We start from the raw sequence: 20,455 nt of genomic DNA, 5'->3' as shown, positions 1-20,455 counted from the left end.
CGCCCAATGTAGCGCAAGCCACCGCTCAGGACACGCGGCGGCGCATACTGGACACCCATGCGCACAGGGGCCACCACCTTCCGACCGCGAGCCTCGGGCCTCCCGTGGCTGTTCGCACTGGCGCTGTGGTTGCTGCTTGTGGCGGTCACCTCGCTGGCGCTCTGGCAGTTGCACCGCAGCGCACTGGAGAGCCAGGGGCGGGAAATGGCCCTGCTCTCCCTGGCGCTGACCGACGAACTCGATCGCGGCTTGCAGGGCGCCGAAGAGGGTTTGCAGGCACTGGCCCTGGAACTCGGCCGGCGGCGGCTGCCCACAGCGGACAGCCAGACGGTCCAGGCGCTGCAGACGCGCGCCGCCCTGATGCCGCTGGTGACCACGCTCTGGCTGCTGGACAAGGACCAGGCACCGATCGCCTCGTCCGAGGCCACGGCCCCGCCGGACCTGCAGACCTTCCTGCCACGGCTGGACTCGCTCGCCGAGGGGACCGCTGCCCTGAGCCAGCCCTTCGTGCCGGTCGGGGAGGCGCAGGCGCAGGTCGCACTGGCGTTTCGCGTGGGCGCCGTGCACGGCCACCCGGGTGGCTGGATCGTCGCCGCCATGCCGGCCAACCAATTGCTGGGCGCCTTTGGCGTGGCCCTGCCCGCGGCCGATGCGCGCATGGCCATCTTCCGCCGCGATGGCGCACTGCTCGCGGGGGTCAACGTCGGGCTGCTGCGGGCCGATGAGGCCGGAATGGCGCAGCGCCCTCGCCTGGTCATGCAGCGCTTCAGCGACGGCAGCGAGCACCTGGTCGGTTCGCACCGGGTGCCGCGCTACGGCCTGGATGTCGTGGTGTCCCGGGAACTCGCCGCCGTGCTTCAAGGCTGGCGTGGCGCGCTGCAGCTGGCCATCGCCGCGCTGGCCTTCCTGCTGGTCACCATGGCGGCGGCGGTGCACTTCGTGACGCGGTCCGAACGGCAGCGGCTGGCGGCACAACAGGCCCTTCAGGTGCAACTGGCCCGCACCAGCCGGCTCGAGGCCCTGGGCGCCCTGGCCGGCGGCGTCTCGCACGACTTCAACAACGTGCTGGCCGGCATCGTCGGGTACGGGGAAATGGCGCAGGACGCCGCCGCGCCCGGCAGCGACCAGGCCCGGCACCTGGGCAAGGTGCTGCAGGCCGCCCAGCGCGGCCGGTTGCTGATCGAACGCATCCTCTCGTTCAGCCGGGGCGGCGCGCGCACCTCGGCCGTCTTCGAGCTCGAACCGGTGGTCGAGGAGGTGCTGACGCTGCTGACCGCCTCGCTGCGCCCGGGGGTGGTGCTGGAACGGATGCTCGCCGCGCCCGGCGCGCGGCTGCGCGGCGACGCGACGCAGGTCTTCGAGGCGGTCATGAACCTGTGCACCAACGCCATGCAGGCCATGCCCGATGGCGGCATGCTCAGTGTCCAACTCGAGCGCCGGCAGGTCACCACGCCCCAGGTGCTGTCCCACTCGCCGTTGCCGGCAGGCGACTACCTGATGTTGAGCGTGGCCGACCAGGGTGTCGGCATCACCCCGGAGGTCATGGAGCACCTGTTCGAGCCGTTCTTCTCTGCGAGCGGCACACACACCGGAACGGGCCTTGGCCTGGCGGTGGTGTTTGGCGTGGTGGCGGAGTTCGGCGGCGGCATCGACGTCGACAGCCATCCGGGCCAGGGCGCCCGCTTCGACCTGTACTTTCCCGAGTGCACCGACCCACTTCCTGACCCGTCGGCGGTGCCCGCGGCGGTGCCCGGGGGCACCGGCCAACGCCTGCTGGTGGTGGACGATGAGCCGGCGTTGCTGGCCCTGGCCCGGGAGATGCTGACGGGCCTGGGTTATGAGCCTGTGTGCCTGGCCGACGCCAGCGCCGCGCTGCAGGCGGTGACCGAGGCACCGCAGCGGTTTGCCGCCGTGATCACCGACGAACTGATGCCCGGCCTCAGCGGCACCCAGCTCGCCCAGGCCTTGCGCGAGCGTGCGCTGCCACTGCCGGTGGTGCTGGTGAGCGGCTACGGTGGTGCGCTGCTGGCCCGCCGCGCCAGCGATGCCGGCGTGAGCCGCGTGCTGATGAAACCCCTGCGGCGCGACGAACTTGCGCGCACCCTGGCCGAGCTGATCCCCTGAGCGGCCCGCGGGAGTGGCGCGTCGACGGTGCGCCGGCCTTTGTGTCAGATGGAACACAGGCGCCCTGGGCACGACACACGGCGCGGCGGCCAGAAGACCAAGATGCGGCCACGATGGATGCCGACACCCTTGCAACCAGCCAGGACACCCGGTCGAGGCTGCGGATTCACGCCTTTGCCGACGAGGCGCGCTGGTCCATGCCAGTGCTGTGGCGGCACGTGCTGGCGCGGGTGCGGGGCACGCCGCGAACCGACCCCGGCCTGCCCCAGCTGGAGATCCGCGATCTGCCGGGGCGGCGCTTGCTCACCCTCAGCCATGCGGGCGCGCCGCTCATCGACATGGTGCTGCCGACCGGGACTTACCACGTCACCGCGCTGACCGGCGAGAACCGCCACAGCTACACGGTGGTGCTGGAGCAGAACGCCACGACCGACCTCCACCTGCGACCGACCCACGCGGGCCGGCCTTGAGTATCAGCGCGCCTCTCGTGCCGGAAAGTCGTCTTCCTGGAACACCCGTTCACCCCGCAGGCCGGCGGTCACCCGCTGCGCCTCTTCGGTCCGCAACTGCACGCGCCGGATCTTGCCCGACACGGTCTTGGGCAGTTCCTGAACGAACTCGAGCCGCCGGATGCGCTTGTACGGCGCAAGGTGCTTGCGCGAGAACGCGAAAATGGCTTGCGCCAGTTCCGGGCTGGCCACCACCCCGGGCCGCAGGATCAGGTAGGCCTTGGGCACCGCGAGGCGCACCGGATCGGGGCTGGGCACCACGGCCACCTCCATCACCGCCTCGTGCTCCATCAAGGCGCTTTCCAGCTCGAAGGGGCTGATGCGGTAGTCCGAGGCCTTGAACACGTCGTCGGCGCGGCCCACGAAGGTGATGTAGCCGTCGGCATCGCGCTGGGCGATGTCGCCCGTGTGGTAGTGGCCGTCGCGCATCGCGCTGCTGTTCTGCGACTCGCTGCCCTGGTAGCCCGCCATCAGGCCCAGCGGTCGCTGCACCAGCGGCAGCGACACCTCGCCTTCGCTCGCGGCTTGTCCATCCACGTCGAGCAGCTCGATGCGGTAGCCAGGCAGAGGCCGCCCCATGGAACCCGGCTTGAGCAACTGGCCGGGCGGGTTGCCCACCTGCGCCGTGGTTTCCGTCTGGCCGTAGCCGTCGCGCAGGTCCAGGCCCCAGGCGGCGCGCACCTGTTCGATGATCTCGGGGTTGAGCGGCTCACCGGCGCCGATGAGTTCGCGCAGGCTCAGGCGCTCGCGCCGCGCCGCCAGGTCTTCCTGGATCAGCATGCGCCACACCGTGGGCGGCGCGCACAGGCTGGTCACGTGGTGGCGTTCCAGCACGGACAGCAGGCCGGACGCGTCAAAGCGCGCGCAGTTGTAGATGAAGATGCAGGCCCCGGCGTTCCAGGGCGCGAAGAAGCAGCTCCAGGCGTGCTTGGCCCAGCCCGGCGACGAGATGTTCAGGTGCACGTCGCCCGGCAGCAGCCCGATCCAGTACATGGTGGACAGGTGCCCGACGGGGTAACTCTGGTGCGTGTGCAGCACCAGCTTGGGCTTGGACGTGGTGCCTGAGGTGAAGTACAGCAGCAGCGGGTCGGTCGCGCGCGTGGGACCATCGGGCGCAAAGGCCGTGGTCGCGGCCGCCGCGTCCTCGAAGCGCAGCCAGCCCGGCACGCCCTCGCCCACGCTGATGCGCGTGTAGTCGCCCGCCAGGCCGTCGAACTTGCCCGTCTGGGCGCTGGCCGCGACCACGTGCCGCACCTGGCCGCGCTCCAGCCGGTCGCGCAGGTCGTCGGCGGTCAGCAAGGCAGTGGCCGGGATCAGCACGGCGCCCAGCTTCATTGCCGCGAGCATCACCTCCCACAGGGCCAGCTCGTTGCCAAGCATGAGCAGGACGCGGTCGCCCCGCTTCACGCCGATGGCGCGCAGGTGGTTGGCCACCTGCGAGGAGCGCTCGGCCATCTGGGAGAAGGACCGTTTCACCTCGGTGCCGTCGTCGCTCACGATGTGCAGCGCGGTCGCGCCGTTGCCGCGCGCCAGGGTGTCGAAGTGGTCCAGCGCCCAGTTGAACTCGCCCAGCACGGGCCACTGGAAGTTGCGGTAGGCGCGCTCGTAGTCCAGTCGATGGGTGAGCAGGAAATCGCGCGCAGCCAGAAAGGAAGCAGTGGAATCTGTCATGGTTCCTCGGATGTCTTGGGGCGGGACATCCGGATTCTGCTTGAACTCAGCGGGGGAAAAAATGCATGGCTGGCCGGCATCACCGATGGCTAGCAAAAACGACACCTGAGAACCAGGCCCCAGGGTCGCCCCACGAAAAAAGCTATTTGGTCAGGATCAGCTTGCCCAGCTTGGTGGATTGCAGCTTGTACATCGATCCGTTGTGCGCGATCTGCACGCACCTGCCACCCTGCAGCAACTGCAGGCTGTCGATGCTCGACATCCCCTCCACCCCGTCTGGCGCCACCATGGCCTGGGCCTCATCCGCATCGACAGCGGACACGGCGGCAGCACGTCGTGGCACGCGCAACAGCGGACGGGTGATCGACAAGGTCTGCATGGCATCGGCTCCTGATAAGTCAGTGCATGCAGTGTACCGCATAAATGCGATTGATTCTTATTTGTAAAAACAAAATGCGCGCTGACGCGGTACCTGGATGCACCAACACGGGCCGGCGCGGTTGTTGCTATGGCTATACGGGGAAACACCGGGATCCCCCGTCCGTCTGCTGAAGGGCCCAGATTTACAATGTGAAAGCCCGTCACTGCCGCATTCAGCGGCGTTCAAACGAAAGACATTTCATGAAGAACCTCTTCCTTTCCCTGAGCCTGATTGGCGCCGCCGCCTTGGTTGGTTGCGGAAAATCCGAAACGCCGGCGCCCGAAGCCGCCCCGGCTGCTCCCGCTGCGGCACCCGCCGCCGCTCCCGCCCCGGCTGAGATGCCGGAACTCAAGGTGGCGATCGACCCGACCTACGAACCCTTCACCTTCAAGACCGCCGACGGCAAGCCCACCGGCTTCGACGTGGACATTGCCGAAGCCCTGTGCAACCAGATCAAGCGCAAGTGCGTGTACGTCGAGCAGGTGTGGGACAGCATGATCCCCGGACTGCAAGCCAAGAAGTACGACGCGATCATCAGCTCCATGTCCATCACCGAGGAGCGCCTGCAGGTCGTGGACTTCACGGACAAGTATTACTTCACCCCCAGCCGCATCGTGGTCAAGACCGGCACGGCCTACACCGACCCGGCGTCGCTCAAGGGCAAGAAGATCGGCGTGCTCAAAGGCAGCACGCAAGAGAAGTACGCCATGGGTGAACTCAAGCCCGCTGGCGTGAGCATCGTTCCCTACGAAGCCCAGGACCAGGTCTACCTGGACATCAAGTCCGGCCGCCTGGATGGCACCGTGGCCGACCAGGTGGAAGTCAATGGCGGTTTCCTGCGCAAGCCCGAAGGCGCGGGTTACGGCTTCGTCGGCCCGGTGCTGAACGAGCCCAAGTACTACGGCACCGGCGTGGGCGTGGCGCTGCGCAAGGGCGAAACCGCGCTCAAGGACGAACTCAACGCGGCCATCAAGGCCATCCGCTCCAACGGCGTCTACGACACGGTCGCCAAGAAGTACTTCGACTTCGACGTGTACGGCAACTAAGCCGTCCCCGTGTTGTCCGGCTATTTCGCCTCGATCCTGCAGGGCGCCCTCCTCACGGTGGGCGTTTCCCTGGCCGCCTTGCTGGTGGCCATCCTGCTGGGCCTGCTGGGCGCGGTGGCCAAGCTCTCCGGCCGCCCCCTCCTGGTGGGGCTGGCCACCGTCTACACCACGCTGGTTCGGGGCATTCCCGAGCTGGTGCTGATGCTGCTGATCTTCTACGGCGGCACCATCGGTCTTAACCACCTGCTGGCTGCGTCGGGCAGCAAGGGGTCGGTGGACATCAATCCCTTCCTCGCGGGCGTGCTCACCATCGGGTTCATCTACGGGGCCTACATGACCGAGACCTTCCGGGGCGCCATCCTTTCGATCCCGAAGGGCCAGATGGAAGCCGCCTGGGCCTTCGGCATGGGGCCGGTGCGCACCTTCCTGCGCATCACCGCGCCTCAGATGGTGCGCTACGCCCTGCCCGGCTTCACCAACAACTGGCTGGTGCTGATCAAGGCCACCGCGCTGATCAGCCTGATCGGCCTGAAGGAAATGACCTACCTGGCCAAGCAGGCCAGCGCGGCCACCCGCGAGCCCTTCACCTTCTTCCTGTTCGCCGCCGCGCTGTTCCTGATCTACACCTCGGTGTCGCTCTGGGCGCTGCGCCGGCTGGAACGGCGCTTCAGCCTCGGCGTGAAGCGCGCCCACACCTGATGGACACCCGCACATGAAGTGGGAAGTCATCTTCCAGCCCGCCAACCTCGCCATGTACGGCGAGGGCCTGATCACCACCCTGTGGCTCCTGCTGTCCTCGCTGGGCGTGGGTGCGGTGCTCGCCCTGCTGTTCGCGCTGGCCCTCACCAGTTCCATCGCGCCGCTGCGCTGGGTCGTCGGCGCCTACACCTATGTGATCCGCGGCACGCCGCTGCTGATCCAGCTCTACCTCATCTACTACGGTCTGGCCCAGCTGGACTGGATCCAGGCGCGCTGGAACGACGTCTGGCCCTGGACGCATTTCAAGGAACCGTTCTTCTGCGCCCTGCTGGCGTTCAGCCTGAACACGGCGGGTTACACGGCCGAGATGCTGGCTGGCGCCATCCGCGAAACCGCCGCGGGCGAGATCGAGGCCGCCCAGGCCATGGGCATGAGCCCGGCCATGGCCATGCGCCGCATCGTCCTGCCCAGCGCCATGCGCCGCACGCTGCCCGCCTACAGCAACGAGGTGGTGATGATGCTGCACGCCACCAGCCTGGCCAGCACGGTGCCGGCCATGCTGGACGTGACCGCCGCCGCCAGCCGCATCTATTCCGACTACTACCTGCCGTTCGAGGCCTACATCTTCGCGGCCGCGATCTACCTCACCATCACGTTCAGCCTGGTGGGCATGTTCAAGCTGGCCGAAAGGCGTTTCCTGGCCCATCTGGCCCCGCGCGGGCATTGAGCGCCGAGAACCAGGTCGCCCCATGCAACGCATCGAGTACCCTCTGCTGAGTCCCAGCCTGGGCAGCCAGAAGACCCTTGTGGGATTCCACTTCGGCACGCCAGGCGCCCGGCCCAAGGTCTACATCCAGGCCAGCCTGCACGCCGAGGAACTGCCCGGCATGCTGGTCGCCCACCACCTGCGCCAGCAGCTGGAAGCCGCCGAGCAGGCCGGGCCGCTGCGGGGCGAGGTGATTCTGGTGCCGGCGGCCAACCCGATCGGCCTGAGCCAGCGGCTGAACCATCGGCCCCTGGGCCGCTTCGAGTTCGACACCGCGCAGAACTTCAACCGGCACTACCCCGACATGGCCGCCGCCGTGCTGACCGATGCCATCCCCCGCATGGGCGCGGACGCAAAAGCCAATGTGACCACCGTGCGCCAGCTGGTCGGCCAGTGGCTGAACCAGTGGCAAGCGACCAGCGAAATCGACAGCCAGCGCCGGCAACTGCTGCTGCTTTCGCACGACGCCGACCTGGTGCTGGACCTGCATTGCGACACCGAGGCCGTCATGCACCTGTACAGCGAAGAGGCCTGCTGGCCGCCCTTCGAACCGCTGGCGCGCCTGCTGGGCTGCCAGGCCGTGCTGCTGGCGAAGGAATCGGGCGGCGGGCCGTTCGACGAACGCCTCTCCGGTCTCTGGTGGCAACTGGTCGCCGGCTTGCAAGCCGCGGGCGTCAAGGCCCCCCTGCCCCAGGCCTGCGCGAGCACGACGGTGGAGCTGCGCGGCGAAGCCGATGTCTCGCACGACCACGCCCGCCAGGATGCGCAAGCCATCCTCGCCTTCCTGGCGCACGCCGGGGTCCTGCATGCCAGCGCGCCGGCCACGCTGCCGCCCCTGGCCTGCCAGCCTACGCCGCTGGCGGGCTCGCAGACGCTGCGCTCACCCGTGCCCGGTGTGCTGGTCTTTCTCGTGCAGCCCGGCGCCACCCTGGCGGTGGGCGACGTGGTGGCCGAGGTCATCGACCCCACCGCCCCGGCGGCCGCCCGCGTGCACGAAGTGCGCGCCGAGGTGGCCGGTGTGCTGTACGCCGCCGTGCGCGAACGCTATGTGGTTTCGGGCGGCGAGGTGGGCAAGATCGCTGGCGAGACGCCTTTCCGCTCGGGCGACCTGCTGGGCGCCTGAGCTTTTCTATTCATCGGGCATCGAACATGACTGCAGAACCCACCGCCAACCGAACGCCCGGCCGCCCTCTTCTGGAGGTGCAGGACATCCACAAGCGCTTCGGCGCCAACGAAGTGCTCAAAGGCGTCTCCCTGCAAGCCAATGCGGGCGACGTGATCAGCCTGATCGGCAGCTCAGGCTCGGGCAAGAGCACGCTGCTGCGCTGCATCAACCTGCTGGAGCACCCCAACAGCGGGCGCATCGTGCTCGGTGGTGAAGAGCTGCAGCTCAAGGCCGACCGCCACGGTGAACTGCGCGCGGTCAACGCCGCGCAGCTGCAGCGCCTGCGCACCAAGCTGGCCATGGTGTTCCAGCACTTCAACCTCTGGGCCCACATGACGGTGCTGCAGAACATCATCGAGGCGCCGGTGAACGTACTGGGCATCCCGAAAGAAAAAGCGGTGGAGACCGCGCGCCGCTACCTGGAGCGCGTGGGCCTCAAGGGCGTGGAAGACCGCTATCCCTCGCACATGAGCGGTGGCCAGCAGCAGCGCGTGGCGATCGCCCGCGCGCTGGCGGTGGAACCCGACGTGATGCTGTTCGACGAACCCACCAGCGCGCTCGACCCCGAGCTTGTGGGCGAGGTGCTGCGCGTGATGAAGCTGCTGGCCGAGGAAGGCCGCACCATGGTGGTGGTGACGCACGAGATGGGCTTCGCGCGCGAGGTGTCCTCGCACCTCATCTTCCTGCACAAGGGCTGCATCGAGGAACAGGGTGCGCCCAAGGAAGTGCTGGCACGGCCCAAGAGCGAACGGCTGGCGCAGTTCCTCTCGGGCAATCTGAAGTAACCCGGGTTCAGGGCGCGGCCGGCGGCCGCAGTTCCAGCGTGGTGCGCCACTGCGCCGGCTTCATCGTCAGCACGCGGTACTGCACCGCCACCCAGGTGTCGCTCATGTCGCGGTAGCGGCCCGAGAACACGTTGCCGCTCTGCCCGGTCTGGTAGATGAAGCGCGAGTTGTCCAGGTCCGCGAGGTCGTAGACCGCGCGCAGGCTGGCCGCATGGCGGTTGGCATACGGTGCATCGGCCTTGTCCAGGTGGTACTGCCCCACGTTGACGGTGAAGGGATCGCCCCCTGTGGGCGTGCGCACGTCGAACAGCGCCGCCAGCGGCTTCACGTTGCCGAACGGGCGGTGCGCCGAGATCGCCGGGTGGGCATCGCCCCAGCGCCAAGCAGCCACGTCGGCGCCATGCGCGGTCTGCAGCTTGTTCAAGGCGTCCGTCAGGGCCAGGCCGCTGGCCGCCGCGCAACCCGCCGCACCGCACCAGCTCGCGTCGTCGCGCTCCAGAATGCCTTCCACCGCGTTGCGGAACAGGCGCTTGCCGTACATGCCTTCGAAGCGCGCCTGGCCCACGCGCCCACCCACCACGCGGCGCGTGAAGGCATCCACCCAGGCGCTGTAGATCAGCGGCGCGGCGGCATCGGCGCGCATCTCGCCGTTGAATTCACGCAGCGCAGCCTGTGCGGCGGCCGCCAGCGGGTGGTCCGACTTGGCTTTCTGCAGAAACGGCAGCAGGCGCACCGTGGCGGCCGACTGCTGGTCGGCGTGCATGGCGCGGAACGAGTCCAGCGTGTGCTTCGGGGTCTGCGCCAGCATCGCTTCGATGCGCTCCTGGCGGTAGGGCGCGGCCCAGTCCTGGGTCAGAAAGTGCGGGTAGTCCGCGGCGTGGATGCGCTGGTTGGCGGTGGCGATCCAGCCGCGCGCACCGTCGTCCTGCGGCGTCTCTTCGTAGGGCAACCAGCCGGCCCAGTCGTAACGCACGTCCCAGCCCGGCGCCGGTGCAACGCCGCGGATGTCGTTCTCCGGCGCGCGCAGGGGCACGCGGCCCGCGGCCTTGTAGGCGATGCGCCCCGTGCGGTCGGCCATCACCACGCTCTGCATCGGCGAATGGAAATCGCGGAACGCCTTCTGGAGCTCATCGACCGATTGCGCGCGGTTGGACTCCAGGGTGGCGACCACGTTGCGGTTGTCGGCGTCCAGCGCGGTCCAGCGCAGCGCGAGCACGAAGCGGCTGGTGTCCATCACCTCGCCATGGCGTGCCTGCGCATCGCTCAGCACCGGGCCGTGGCGGGTGCTGCGCACCATGTGGCTCACGTCGGGCTGTCCCTTGACCCGGATGGTCTCCATGCGCAGGCCGAAGTTGGCCCAGGCCGGTTCACCGGAGGGGGACGGCACACGGTACTGAGCGGGATTGGCGGGGTTGATCTGCTCCAGGTAGAGGTCCTGCACATCCGGGCCGGTGTTGGTGAAACCCCAGGCCACCTGCTGCGTGCGGCCGAGCACCACGAAGGGCGTGCCGGGCAGCGTGGCGCCCATCACGTCCATGCCCTTGATGCCGTCGGCATCGGGCGCCTGCAGGCGCGCGAAGTACCAGATGGCGGGCGCGCTCAGGCCCAGGTGCGGGTCGTTGGCCAGCAAGGGCATGCCCGAGGCCGTGCGCGAGCCGTTGACCACCCAGTTGTTCGAGCCCTTGCCCTCGATGTTGCCCAGCTCGTCGGCCCAGCGCTGCAGCTCCGCGCCGATCTGCCCGCGCGCCGAGGCGACGATGCCGGATGCGGCCGGCACCTCGGCCTTCGAGGTCGTGACTGGCTTGCCCCGGTAGACGCCCAGTTCGCGGTAGAGCCTGGCGAGATCGGCGGTGGCCGCGGGCTGTTCGCCCGGGTAGGGCGGGAACAGCTCCCACAGGGCCTTGGTGTCGATCGCCTCCAGCGCGGTGAACCGGGCGAACTCGTTGCCCCAGTTGCCGCCCAGGTCCAGCGCCATCATGAGCGACCAGGCCACGCAATCGACCGGGTCCCAGTAGCGCCCCGCGGCCGCTTCTTCGCGCGGGCTGACGCCCAGCAACAGGAACTCGGGCGAAGGCAGTTGTTCGCTGTGGGCGAAGAAGGCATTCACGCCGTCGCTGTAGGCCTGCAGGGCTTCGCGGGCCTCGGTTGGCAGGGTTTCCAGCTGCTGGCGCGCGGCCTGCCGGATGCCCAGCGTGCGCATGAGCTTGTCGGTCTCCAGCGTGGTCGGACCCAGCACCTCGGACAAGGTGCCGCGCATGATGCGGCGGTTGAATTCCAGCTGCCAGCCCCGCTCCTGCGCGTGCACGTAGCCCATGGCCATCCAGGCGTCGCGCGGCTTGCCGGCCAGGATGTGCGTGACGTCGCTTGCGTCGCGGTGCACCTTCACCGGCGCGGACAGCCCACCCAGGTTGAGGCTGCCCTCGGTTTTCGGCAGGCTGCGCCAGGCATAGAAGGCGGCCAGCGCGGCGGCGAGCACCACCAGCAGCGACAGCAAGGCAAAGAGTCGTTTGATCCAGCGCACGAAATGTCCCCACTCATTGTTGTGATCCCGACGGCGCGCGGGTGTCCCGTGCGCCGCCTCGCGGCCTTCTCTGCCGCGCCTGCTTACTTTTCGATGCCGATCGGCCCGATCGACATCTGGCCGTCGACCAGCCGGAACCGCACCGTGGGCGCGCTGAAGTCGCTGAAGGGCGCGCCCATGGCGATCTCGCCGTCGCTGTGCAGCAGGCACTCCTGGCGCCGCAGGGCGATCACGTTGTCGCCCGCGCCGAACCGCACCCAGGTGCCGTAGCTGCTGATGTCTTCGAGCACGTAGTTGCCCGAGCGGATGTCGATGCTGGCGTGCATGCGCGAGACGCGCGGGTCGCTCACCACGAAATCGGCCTCCGGCACGCGGCCGATTTTCATCGGCAGGTCGGTCAGGCTGAAGACCTGCGTGGTGTCGAGCCAGGACACCTCGAACCCTCCGAACACGGACTCCTTCATCGGGCTCAGGGCGTGCAGGTCGGCCGGCAGCGTGAGGAACTCGGACAGCATCTCGGGCTGCCACTCGACGCGGAACACCTCGCAGGGCTCCACCCGGCCCTTGATGCGCATCGGCCCCAGGCTGCGGCTGCGCACGCCATGGCGGGCGCCAAGTTTGCGGATCACGGTGTCGGTGGCCATGATCTGTTCGGGGCCGGCCAGGTCGCTCAGGCGCGAGGCCACATTGACCGCGTCGCCGAAACAATCGCCATCGACCACCACGACCTGGCCGCGCGCCATGCCGATCTGCATCATGAGCTTGAGGCGGTCGGGCCACTGCATGACGCGCTTGGCGTGCTCCTGCTGGATCAGCACCATCGCGTCGACCGCATTGCGGTTGTTGGCGAACGACATCAGCACGCCGTCGCCCAGCATCTTCACCACCGTGCCCCCGTTCTCCACGCCCATGGAGCCAATCCACTGGGTCAGCTTGGTGACGGCCTTGGTGGCGCGGTCGTTGCCCAGTGTTTCAAACACCGAGACGCTACCCGTCAGATCCACGAAAGCAATTGTCAGTTCGGCCATAGGAAAGAAGACATATCGGCTGGATTACAACACACCACCCAATGTATGAAGGCGTGTCGGAAAACCGCCGTTTCGGGCCCTCGAAAGCGGGTCCTGGTGGTTGAAAAAAAGTGCACCCGACCCGGCCTGCTCGATGGCACCACGTCGATGCCAATTGTTAACGAATGCGTAAAAAGGTATTACACACCTCATGAAGTCAATCAAAAATCGGCGATAAACATATGATTTATTTGTTGTTTTTTGAGTGTTGTCAAACTTTCCCGATTGCACATCCGTGGTGTCGCGACGTATCCTGTATCCAATTAGTACAAAGTCGTTGAGGCCACTTCCATGCGCTGGTTCAAACCCGGTATCCGCAACAGCATTTCCGCCCTTCTCAGCCCCGAGACGCGCAAGGACTCGCCCGAGTCCCTGGAGCCGGTGCGCGAAGCCATGCTCGCGGTGCTGGGCGAAGAAGGCGCCAAGGCCAACCCGCAGCTCACGCGCAAGCTGAAGTACCTGCACGACGCGCACGCCCTGTGGTTCGCACGCGCCGAGATGGTGGCCGTGCTGAGCCAGTTGCACGGCGAGGCACTTGCGGTGCACCGCGTGCAAAGCCTCTCGCCGGTGTTCCAGGGCCTGGTGCCCAAGAGCCTGATCGACGCTGGCCGCGCGCGCAGGTCCTGATCTCGCCACAAGGCCTTCAGCCCCAGTAAATCAGGGCATCGCGCCCTTCCACCATCAGATCCACCTTGCGCCCCACGGGCAGCAACACCTTGGTCGGCACGTGCCCGAAGGGCAGGCCCGTGAACACCGGCGTCTTCGTGCGCGTGCGCATCCAGTCGATCACCGTCTGCAGCTTGAAACCCCGGTCGTAACCCGGCACCAGCTTGAAGCGGTTGAACGAGCCCATCAGCACCGCCTTCTGCTGGCCGATGATTCCCGCGTTGAGCAACTGCGTGAGTTGGCGCTCGATGCGGTACGGGTGTTCGTTCGCGTCCTCCAGGAACAGGATGCCGCCTTTGACCTGAGGCAGATAAGGTGTGCCCACGAGCGCGCAGATCACGTTGAGGTTGCCGCCCCACAGCGTGGCACCGCGCAGCCGGAACACGGGCGCTTCCTCGCCGTCCTTGCGCGGTGCCGCCTTCGCGTCCGACACCGGCAGCCGCCAGCCCGAGCCTTCGCCATGGCCCACGAGCAGGTCGTCGAAGCAGGCTTCCATGATGTCGTCCGGCACTTCGGCGCCGAAGTCCTCCCCCAATGCCGGGCCGCCCCAGGTGACGGCACCGGTCTTGGCCAGCACCGCCATCTGCAGCGCCGTGAAATCGCTCAGGCCCACGAACTGGGTGCCGCGCTCGATCGCCTTGGCAATCTTCTTGAAAGGCAGGTCTCCCACGATGCGCGTGAGTCCATAACCCCCGCGCGAAATCAGCGCCACGTTCGCGCCGCTGGCGGAGGCGCGCTCGATGGCGGCCAATCGCGTGGCGTCGTCGCCCGCGAAGCGCATGTGGCTGCTCAGCGCCGCCTCGTCGATCTCGACCTCGTGGCCCAGCGCCTTGAGCCGCGCAACGCCACGGCGGAACGCGGCCTTGTCGCGCACCGCGCTGGAGGGCGAATAGATGTAGATGTGCTTGGTGCCGTGGTGGTGGCTGTGGTTGCAATCGGGGCTGCAGGCGGGCGTGTGCGTATGACCGTGGCTCATGGTGTTGGGCGAAAAAGGGCTCGATTATCCGGGTGCGGCCGCCGCGAAATGGCGCACCGCGGCCTGGGCGATGGACAGGCCATGTTCCTGCACGAAGTGACCGGCCTGCGGCAGCCGGAGGGGTTCGGGGCAATGGCGGATCTGCGCGTGCAGGGCCTGCATGACTGGCTCGCCCAGCACCGGGTCCTGCAGGCCGATGGCCATCAGGCTCTGCCCCTGCCATTCGGTGGACCAGAAGTCCCTTGCCTGCCGGCTGAGGGCCGCGCCCTCGTCGTCGGCGTGCTCGGGCACCATGGGAGGGAAGGCGCGCAGCGCGGCGCGGTGGCCCCGGTCGGGGAACGGCGCGTTGTAGGCCGCGCACTCTGGCGCGCTCATCTGCGGGTTGCCGCGCGCGAACAGGCGCGCCACGTCGAACTCGGGGTTCTGCGCGCACATGTTGCGCCAGGCCACGAAGCCGGGCGACAGCGGCACCTCCCCGGTGGCCAGTGTGGTGTTCATCACCAGCAGCCCCCGGTAGCGCCGCGGCGCGGCCATGGGCAGGGTCAGGCCCAGCAGCCCGCCCCAGTCCTGCACCACCAGCACCACGTTGTGCAAGTCGAGGCGCTCGACGAATTCCAGCAGCACCTGGCGGTGCCAGGTGAACGAGTGCGCGCCGTCCTTCTTGGGCTTGTCGCTGCGGCCGAAACCGATCAGATCGGGCGCGACCACGCGCGCACCGCTGGCCAGGAACGCCGGGATCATGTGGCGGTAGAGGTAGCTCCAGGCCGGGTTGCCGTGCAGGCAGAGCCAGGTCATTGGCGCGTCCTTCGGCCCTTCGTCGAGATAGTGCAGGCGCAGGCCACCGAGCGCGGGCAGATCGCTCACATACCGCGGCGCCCAGGGATAGCCCGGCAGGTTCTGGAAACGCTCGTCGGGCGTGCGCAGGGCATCGTCGCGCAGGGGGTGGAGATTCACTCGGCGCTCCTTGAAAAAACCGCGCAGCAGTTGCGCGCCCTCCTCGGCCAGCACACCGCCTTGCACGGCGGTCTGGTGGTTGATCCGGGCATGCCCGAACAGATCGAGCACCGAACCCGCCGCGCCGGTCTTGGGATCGGCCGCGCCGAACACCACGCGGGCCAGGCGCGCGTGCAGCATGGCCCCGCTGCACATGGCGCAAGGCTCCAGCGTCACGTAGAGCGAACAGCCATCGAGCCGGTAGTTGCCCAGCGCCTGCGCGGCGGCGCGCAAGGCGACGATTTCGGCGTGCGCGGTCGGGTCGTGGCCGTCGATGGGGGCGTTGCGGCCGGTGGCGATCGCGCGGCCGTCCTTCACCACCACCGCCCCCACCGGCACCTCACCGGCCAGGGCCGCGGCCTGGGCTTCGGCCAGCGCCAGGCGCATGAAGCGTTCGTCGTCGGAAACGGGCGTGTCGGGCATGCGGCGAGTGTAGGCCAGGGCCCATACCCCATCGGGTAAAATGCGAGGTTGGGTGTTCGCGCTGCCTGTCGCAGCGAAACAGGTTCAAGCGCTGGTCGGGCCGCCGCGCGGAGTTGATACGTCCATGAACCGAGCCCCTACCCGGCAGACCCCGCCGCGCGCCCAGCTTGCCGCCGACCGCGCATTCGCCGCCCTCTCCCGTTTTCTCCACATCGAAGCGGTCAGCGGCATCGTGCTGATGCTGGCTGCCGCCATTGCCCTCATCTGGGCGAACTCCCCCGCATCGGGCACTTACCACGCCATCTGGCACGCACCGCTGACCATCGGCCTGGGCCCCTACGTATCCAGCCAGCCGCTGCACTTCTGGATCAACGACGCCCTGATGGCCGTGTTCTTCCTGGTGGTGGGCATGGAAATCCGGCGCGAAATCCACGAAGGGGCGCTGGCCAGCCTGAAGCTCGCCGCCCTGCCCCTGGCCGCCGCACTGGGCGGGGTCCTGGTGCCGGCGCTGATCTACGTCGCGCTCAACACCGATCCCACCACACTGCGCGGTTGGGCCGTGCCCACCGCCACCGACATCGCGTTCGCCGTGGGTGTGCTGGCCCTGCTCGGCCGCTCCATCCCGGGCAATGTGCGGGTGCTGCTGCTGGCGCTGGCGATCATCGACGACATCGTCGCGGTGCTCATCATCGCGCTGTTCTATTCCGGCGGTCTGGATCTCAGTGGCTTGCTGGTGGCCGGCCTGGGCGTGCTCATGGTGTTGGGCCTGCAGCAGATCGGCATCGGCTCGGCCTGGGCCTACGTGGTCCCTGGGGCGGTGCTCTGGCTGGGCCTGCTGCAGACCGGCGCCCACCCCACATTGGCCGGCGTGGTGCTGGGCCTCATGACGCCCGTGCTGCCGGTGCGCATGCGCGGGCAGGCACCGGTGATTCGCGTGCAGATGGCACTGCACCCCTGGGTCGCCTATGGAGTGATGCCCCTGTTCGCGCTGGCCAACGCGGGCGTGACGCTGGATGGCGTGGACCTCGGCACGGGCAGCGCGCAAACCGTCACCCTGGGCGTGGTGCTGGCCCTGGTGCTGGGCAAGCCGCTCGGCGTGGTCGGCGCCAGCTGGCTGGCGGTGCGCCTGGGTCTGTGCCAGCTGCCCGGCGGTGTGACCTGGTCCGGCGTCGGCCTGGTGGGCCTGCTGGCCGGCATCGGCTTCACCATGTCCATCTTCATCGCCACGCTGGCCTTCGACGATGCCCAGCTGCTTGGCGCCGCCAAGCTGGGCGTGCTGCTGGCCTCGCTGCTGGCGGCCGTGCTCGGCCTGTCCTGGGGGTTTCTGCAGGCTTGGCGGGCCCGCCGCAGCGCCCCTCTGGCATGATCGCGGGCTCTACTGGTTTTCCCTGATGCCACACGCCCCGCAACGCCGCTGGGAGCTCGACGCCCTGCGGGGCCTGATGCTCGTCCTGATGACGCTGACCCACATGCCGACGATGTATTCGTTGCCATCGGGCCAGCCGTTCGGCTTTGTATCGGCGGCCGAAGGCTTCGTGTTCCTCTCGGCTTTCATGGCCGGCCGCGTGTACGGCCGCCGCGCCCGGCGCGACGGCCTGCCCGCCATGCAGGCCGCCTTCCATGAACGGGTGCGCAAGCTCTACCTGTGCCAGCTGGGCCTGCTGCTGCTGGCCTTCACCGTCATCGCCTGGCTCGGGGTGTTCAACCGGCAGGGCGGCGTCACCGGCCTGCTCGAATTCTTCTTCATCGACCCGCAGGCCGCCGTGGTGGGCGCCGCCCTGCTGCTGCACAACCCGCCGCTGCTGGACATCCTGCCGCTCTACATCTTCATGATGCTGGCCAGCCCCTGGCTGCTGCGCCACGGCCTGCAACGCGGCTGGCTCGGCGTGCTGGCCGTCAGCGGCCTGCTCTGGCTGGGCGAACAGTGGGGCTTGGGCCGGGGCGTGTACGACCTGGTCGTGGCGCTGACCGGCCTGCCCATCCCGTACAAGGACATGGGCGCCTTCCACTGGCTGGCCTGGCAGGCCCTGTGGGTCGCGGGCCTGTGGCTCGGCGCGCGCGAACAGCCCTGGCCGCGCCTGCCGGGCTGGGTGCTGGCGCCGGCGGCCGTGTACGCCGGGGCCATGCTGGCGTGGCGCCACATCGCGGGGCAGGACCCGCTGCCCTGGCTGCCCGCCGTCGGTCTGCTGCTCGACAAATGGTCGCTCGGGCCCATGCGGGTGCTGAACTTCGCCAGCGTCTTCGTGCTGCTCATGGCCGCCGGCCCCTGGCTGGTGCGCGTGCTGCCGCGCCCGCACGCGCTGGAGCTGCTGGGGCGGCACTCCCTGTCGGTCTTCTGCGCCCACATCGTGATCGCGCTGTTCACCCTCGCCTTCTTCGGCTCAACCCAGGTTGTGCGCCCCTGGACCACGGACGTCGCGCTGCTGCTGGCCGCGTTCGCGGGCCTGTTCGCGGTGGCCATGCTGGTGGAGGCGCGCGAGCGCGCCGGCCGGCGCCCCGGCGTCTTCTGGCGCGCGCGTTCCCAGGCCCAGTGACGCGCCTCCCCATGCCGGGGAACTTTGCAGGGCTTTGCGGCCCCGATCAGGGATCGAATCACCTGGCAGGCACGCCACCTGCCCCGCACCACCGCCATGAGCCAGGACGATCGCCAGTGGGAACTGGATGCCATGCGCGGCTTGATGCTCGTGCTGATGACCCTCACCCACTTGCCCACGAAGCTCGCGGACCCGCTGGGTCAGCCGCTGGGCTATGTGTCGGCCGCGGAGGGCTTCGTGCTGCTGTCGGCCTACATGGCCGGCCGTGTGTATTCCACCAGGGCCGACACGCAGGGCGCGGAGGCGATGAAAAACGCCTTCTTCAACCGCGCGCTCAAGCTCTACGCCTGCCAGCTGGCCCTGGTCCTGTTCGCCTTCACCGCCATCGCCGGCCTGGGCCTGGCGCTGCGCGAAGGCGCCGTGACCGACCTGCTCGCCTTCTTCCTCGAACGGCCGGTGGTCGCCACCCTGAGCGCCGGCCTGCTGCTCTACAGCCCGGCGCTGCTGGACATCCTGCCGATCTACATCGTCTTCATGCTGCTCAGCCCGCTGGTGCTGCTGCACGGCCGGGAGCACGGCTGGCGCGCGGTGATCGCGCTGAGCCTCGCGCTGTGGTTCGGCGCCCAGTTCGGCCTGGGCCCGGCGCTCTACCAGATGGCCTTCGGCTGGTTCGACATGCCGGTGCGCTACCGCGACATGGGTGCCTTCGAAATCTTCGCCTGGCAGTTCCTGTGGACCATGGGCCTGTGGATGGGCACCGAGCACAGCCGCCCGGACCGCACCTCCACGCGCTTTCCGGGCTGGATGGTGCGCACCGCCCTCGCCCTGGCGGCCTGCGCCTTCCTCTGGCGCCACGCCGTGGGACAGACGCCGATGCCCGATGGCTCGGTGGTCAACCTCATGTTCGACAAATGGCACCTGGGCCCATTGCGCCTGATCAACCTGCTGGCCCTGCTGGTGCTGGTGATGCATTTCGGCCCCTGGCTCAAACGGCACCTGCCGCGCTGGCGGCCCCTGGAAACCCTGGGCAAGGCGGCCCTGCCGGTGTTCTGCGCCCACCTGGTGGTGGCCCTGCTGGCGCTGGCCGTGTTCGGCGCCACGAACCCCGCCAGGCCCTGGTCGGTGGACCTGCTGATCCTGTTCGTGGGCTTCTACACCCTGTGGGTCGTGGCCCGCGTGTCGCTCGGCCGGGATCGCCGCGCCGCGAAAAAAGCGGCCCGCCTCGTCAGCCCTTCAGGTGCAGGGCGATGATGCGCTGCCACAGCGCATAACCTTCGGCGTTGAGGTGCAGGCGGTCGCCCAGGAACAGCTCCGGGCGGGGCTGGCCGTCGGCGCCGAGCATGGAGGAAAACACGTCAATGAAGTCGAGCTGCGGCTCGGTCACGCTGTAGGCCTTGATGAGCTCGTTGGTCTCGCGCACCGCCGCCAGCATGCCCGCGCGAGACGGGCTGGGCTTGATCGAGACGAAGGCGATGCGGCTGTCGGGCAGCTCGGCCTTGACCGCGCGCACGAAGGCCGTGAAGCGCTCCAGCACGTCGCGCGGCGTGGCGCCCTCGGACAGGTCGTTTTCGCCCGCGTACACCACCACCATGCGGGGCTTGTAGGGCAGCACCAGCCGGTTCACCAGCTTCACGCAATCCAGCAACTGAGAGCCTCCGAAGCCGCGCTTGATGACCACGGGCTGGTCGGCAAAGCTGGTTTCCAGGTCGTTCCACAGGCGGATCGACGAACTGCCCACGAAGACCACGCCGCCCGGCTGCGGCGCCTGCTTCAGGTCGGCGGCGGCGAAGGCCTCGAAACTCGAACTCCAGCGCGGGTCGATCGCCGCCAGCTGCTGGGCGACCGGAGGAACCGCCACAGTGGGGCTCGCGGGCGCGGCCACCGCCAGCTGCTGGGTTGCCGGGGCCAGGGCAGGTGGGGGTGTTTCGGCCTGCGCAATGGCCAGGGAGCCGATGCCGAGCGCGCCGGCCAGGGCCAGTTGCAGCGGCAGCGAGAAGCGCAATGAACGGTGGGGCAATGGGTGCAAGGCGGTCAGGGAGTGGTGGGCGCGCAGAATGGACAGCACCGCTCGCGGAAAGTTCAGACGCCA

General features: G+C 68.5%; 18 protein-coding genes. 11 read left to right on the top strand and 7 right to left on the bottom strand.

Annotation, left to right across the window (positions count from 1 at the left end):
• The first annotated feature begins 57 nt into the window (after positions 1-57).
• Both ACODTB_RS19425 and ACODTB_RS19420 read left to right on the top strand, forming a co-directional pair.
• Positions 58-2,124 carry an ATP-binding protein gene (locus tag ACODTB_RS19425; protein ID WP_291118695.1) on the top strand — a complete coding sequence of 689 codons (2,067 nt, stop codon included), beginning with the start codon at positions 58-60 and terminating at the stop codon, positions 2,122-2,124.
• A gap of 197 nt (positions 2,125-2,321) precedes the next feature.
• Positions 2,322-2,594, top strand: coding sequence for a hypothetical protein (locus tag ACODTB_RS19420; RefSeq protein ID WP_291118692.1), 273 nt, complete (start codon positions 2,322-2,324; stop codon positions 2,592-2,594).
• A gap of 3 nt (positions 2,595-2,597) precedes the next feature.
• Here the strand turns inward: ACODTB_RS19420 and ACODTB_RS19415 are convergent, their stop codons facing one another.
• Positions 2,598-4,304 carry an AMP-binding protein gene (locus ACODTB_RS19415; protein ID WP_291118689.1) on the bottom strand — a complete coding sequence of 569 codons (1,707 nt, stop codon included), beginning with the start codon at positions 4,302-4,304 and terminating at the stop codon, positions 2,598-2,600.
• A gap of 142 nt (positions 4,305-4,446) precedes the next feature.
• Positions 4,447-4,683 carry a hemin uptake protein HemP gene (gene hemP / locus ACODTB_RS19410; RefSeq protein WP_291118686.1) on the bottom strand — a complete coding sequence of 79 codons (237 nt, stop codon included), beginning with the start codon at positions 4,681-4,683 and terminating at the stop codon, positions 4,447-4,449.
• A 242-nt stretch (positions 4,684-4,925) separates the two neighbouring features.
• Here hemP and ACODTB_RS19405 point away from each other — a divergent pair, with 242 nt between their 5' ends.
• The 5 genes from ACODTB_RS19405 to ACODTB_RS19385 are packed head-to-tail and all read left to right on the top strand — an operon-like array spanning position 4,926 to position 9,186.
• A complete protein-coding gene (locus tag ACODTB_RS19405) occupies positions 4,926-5,771 on the top strand; it encodes an ABC transporter substrate-binding protein (RefSeq protein WP_291118684.1) in 846 nt (281 codons plus the stop codon).
• Between the two features lie 12 nt (positions 5,772-5,783).
• On the top strand, positions 5,784-6,470 hold the full coding sequence (locus ACODTB_RS19400) for an ABC transporter permease (RefSeq protein WP_291118723.1): 687 nt from the start codon (positions 5,784-5,786) through the stop codon (positions 6,468-6,470).
• A gap of 13 nt (positions 6,471-6,483) precedes the next feature.
• Entirely contained in the window at positions 6,484-7,197 is a 714-nt protein-coding gene (locus tag ACODTB_RS19395; protein ID WP_291118681.1) for an ABC transporter permease, read from the top strand.
• 22 nt (positions 7,198-7,219) lie between these two features.
• Complete coding sequence (locus tag ACODTB_RS19390; protein ID WP_291118679.1) at positions 7,220-8,359, top strand: succinylglutamate desuccinylase/aspartoacylase family protein; 1,140 nt, start codon at positions 7,220-7,222, stop codon at positions 8,357-8,359.
• A gap of 26 nt (positions 8,360-8,385) precedes the next feature.
• A complete protein-coding gene (locus ACODTB_RS19385) occupies positions 8,386-9,186 on the top strand; it encodes an ABC transporter ATP-binding protein (protein ID WP_291118678.1) in 801 nt (266 codons plus the stop codon).
• Between the two features lie 7 nt (positions 9,187-9,193).
• On the opposite strand, the gene ACODTB_RS19380 is transcribed toward ACODTB_RS19385, so the two are convergent.
• A complete protein-coding gene (locus ACODTB_RS19380) occupies positions 9,194-11,707 on the bottom strand; it encodes a penicillin acylase family protein (RefSeq protein ID WP_291118676.1) in 2,514 nt (837 codons plus the stop codon).
• Between the two features lie 83 nt (positions 11,708-11,790).
• Entirely contained in the window at positions 11,791-12,735 is a 945-nt protein-coding gene (locus ACODTB_RS19375) for an FHA domain-containing protein (protein ID WP_291118674.1), read from the bottom strand.
• Between the two features lie 330 nt (positions 12,736-13,065).
• Between ACODTB_RS19375 and ACODTB_RS19370 the strand changes: the two genes are divergently transcribed.
• Positions 13,066-13,401: a hypothetical protein gene (locus ACODTB_RS19370; protein ID WP_291118672.1), complete on the top strand. Its 336-nt coding sequence runs from the start codon at positions 13,066-13,068 to the stop codon at positions 13,399-13,401.
• A 16-nt stretch (positions 13,402-13,417) separates the two neighbouring features.
• On the opposite strand, the gene ACODTB_RS19365 is transcribed toward ACODTB_RS19370, so the two are convergent.
• Positions 13,418-14,416 carry an LD-carboxypeptidase gene (locus ACODTB_RS19365; protein WP_291118670.1) on the bottom strand — a complete coding sequence of 333 codons (999 nt, stop codon included), beginning with the start codon at positions 14,414-14,416 and terminating at the stop codon, positions 13,418-13,420.
• A gap of 24 nt (positions 14,417-14,440) precedes the next feature.
• Positions 14,441-15,832 carry a tRNA adenosine(34) deaminase TadA gene (gene tadA / locus ACODTB_RS19360; protein WP_291118668.1) on the bottom strand — a complete coding sequence of 464 codons (1,392 nt, stop codon included), beginning with the start codon at positions 15,830-15,832 and terminating at the stop codon, positions 14,441-14,443.
• Positions 15,833-15,956: 124 nt separating this feature from the next.
• On the opposite strand from tadA, the gene nhaA reads away from it, so the two are divergent.
• The 3 genes from nhaA (at position 15,957) to opgC (ACODTB_RS19345) (ending at position 19,617) form a co-directional block, all read left to right on the top strand.
• On the top strand, positions 15,957-17,198 hold the full coding sequence (gene nhaA / locus ACODTB_RS19355) for a Na+/H+ antiporter NhaA (RefSeq protein ID WP_291118666.1): 1,242 nt from the start codon (positions 15,957-15,959) through the stop codon (positions 17,196-17,198).
• 25 nt (positions 17,199-17,223) lie between these two features.
• Positions 17,224-18,366: an OpgC domain-containing protein gene (gene opgC / locus ACODTB_RS19350; protein WP_291118664.1), complete on the top strand. Its 1,143-nt coding sequence runs from the start codon at positions 17,224-17,226 to the stop codon at positions 18,364-18,366.
• Positions 18,367-18,462: 96 nt separating this feature from the next.
• On the top strand, positions 18,463-19,617 hold the full coding sequence (gene opgC / locus ACODTB_RS19345) for an OpgC domain-containing protein (RefSeq protein ID WP_291118662.1): 1,155 nt from the start codon (positions 18,463-18,465) through the stop codon (positions 19,615-19,617).
• Here opgC (ACODTB_RS19345) and ACODTB_RS19340 read toward each other — a convergent pair.
• Positions 19,592-20,392, bottom strand: a complete 801-nt coding sequence (locus ACODTB_RS19340; protein ID WP_291118660.1) for an SGNH/GDSL hydrolase family protein — start codon at positions 20,390-20,392, stop codon at positions 19,592-19,594. The two genes, opgC (ACODTB_RS19345) and ACODTB_RS19340, sit on opposite strands and share 26 nt — an antisense overlap.
• Positions 20,393-20,455: the final 63 nt, after the last annotated feature.

Source organism: Hydrogenophaga sp. FG152 (genome assembly GCF_057809615.1).
Note: the sequence above shows the minus strand (reverse complement) of the source record. Positions and strands in the feature narration are given on the sequence as shown.

Coding starts and splice junctions, on each gene's coding strand:
- ACODTB_RS19395 (WP_291118681.1), top strand. CDS start 6,484: ATGAAGTGGGAAGTCATCTTCCAGCCCGCCAACCTCGCCATGTACGGC.
- ACODTB_RS19425 (WP_291118695.1), top strand. CDS start 58: ATGCGCACAGGGGCCACCACCTTCCGACCGCGAGCCTCGGGCCTCCCG.
- ACODTB_RS19415 (WP_291118689.1), bottom strand. CDS start 4,304: ATGACAGATTCCACTGCTTCCTTTCTGGCTGCGCGCGATTTCCTGCTC.
- opgC (WP_291118662.1), top strand. CDS start 18,463: ATGAGCCAGGACGATCGCCAGTGGGAACTGGATGCCATGCGCGGCTTG.
- ACODTB_RS19365 (WP_291118670.1), bottom strand. CDS start 14,416: ATGAGCCACGGTCATACGCACACGCCCGCCTGCAGCCCCGATTGCAAC.
- ACODTB_RS19405 (WP_291118684.1), top strand. CDS start 4,926: ATGAAGAACCTCTTCCTTTCCCTGAGCCTGATTGGCGCCGCCGCCTTG.
- ACODTB_RS19370 (WP_291118672.1), top strand. CDS start 13,066: ATGCGCTGGTTCAAACCCGGTATCCGCAACAGCATTTCCGCCCTTCTC.
- ACODTB_RS19375 (WP_291118674.1), bottom strand. CDS start 12,735: ATGGCCGAACTGACAATTGCTTTCGTGGATCTGACGGGTAGCGTCTCG.
- ACODTB_RS19385 (WP_291118678.1), top strand. CDS start 8,386: ATGACTGCAGAACCCACCGCCAACCGAACGCCCGGCCGCCCTCTTCTG.
- opgC (WP_291118664.1), top strand. CDS start 17,224: ATGCCACACGCCCCGCAACGCCGCTGGGAGCTCGACGCCCTGCGGGGC.
- ACODTB_RS19390 (WP_291118679.1), top strand. CDS start 7,220: ATGCAACGCATCGAGTACCCTCTGCTGAGTCCCAGCCTGGGCAGCCAG.
- hemP (WP_291118686.1), bottom strand. CDS start 4,683: ATGCAGACCTTGTCGATCACCCGTCCGCTGTTGCGCGTGCCACGACGT.
- ACODTB_RS19420 (WP_291118692.1), top strand. CDS start 2,322: ATGCCAGTGCTGTGGCGGCACGTGCTGGCGCGGGTGCGGGGCACGCCG.
- nhaA (WP_291118666.1), top strand. CDS start 15,957: ATGAACCGAGCCCCTACCCGGCAGACCCCGCCGCGCGCCCAGCTTGCC.
- tadA (WP_291118668.1), bottom strand. CDS start 15,832: ATGCCCGACACGCCCGTTTCCGACGACGAACGCTTCATGCGCCTGGCG.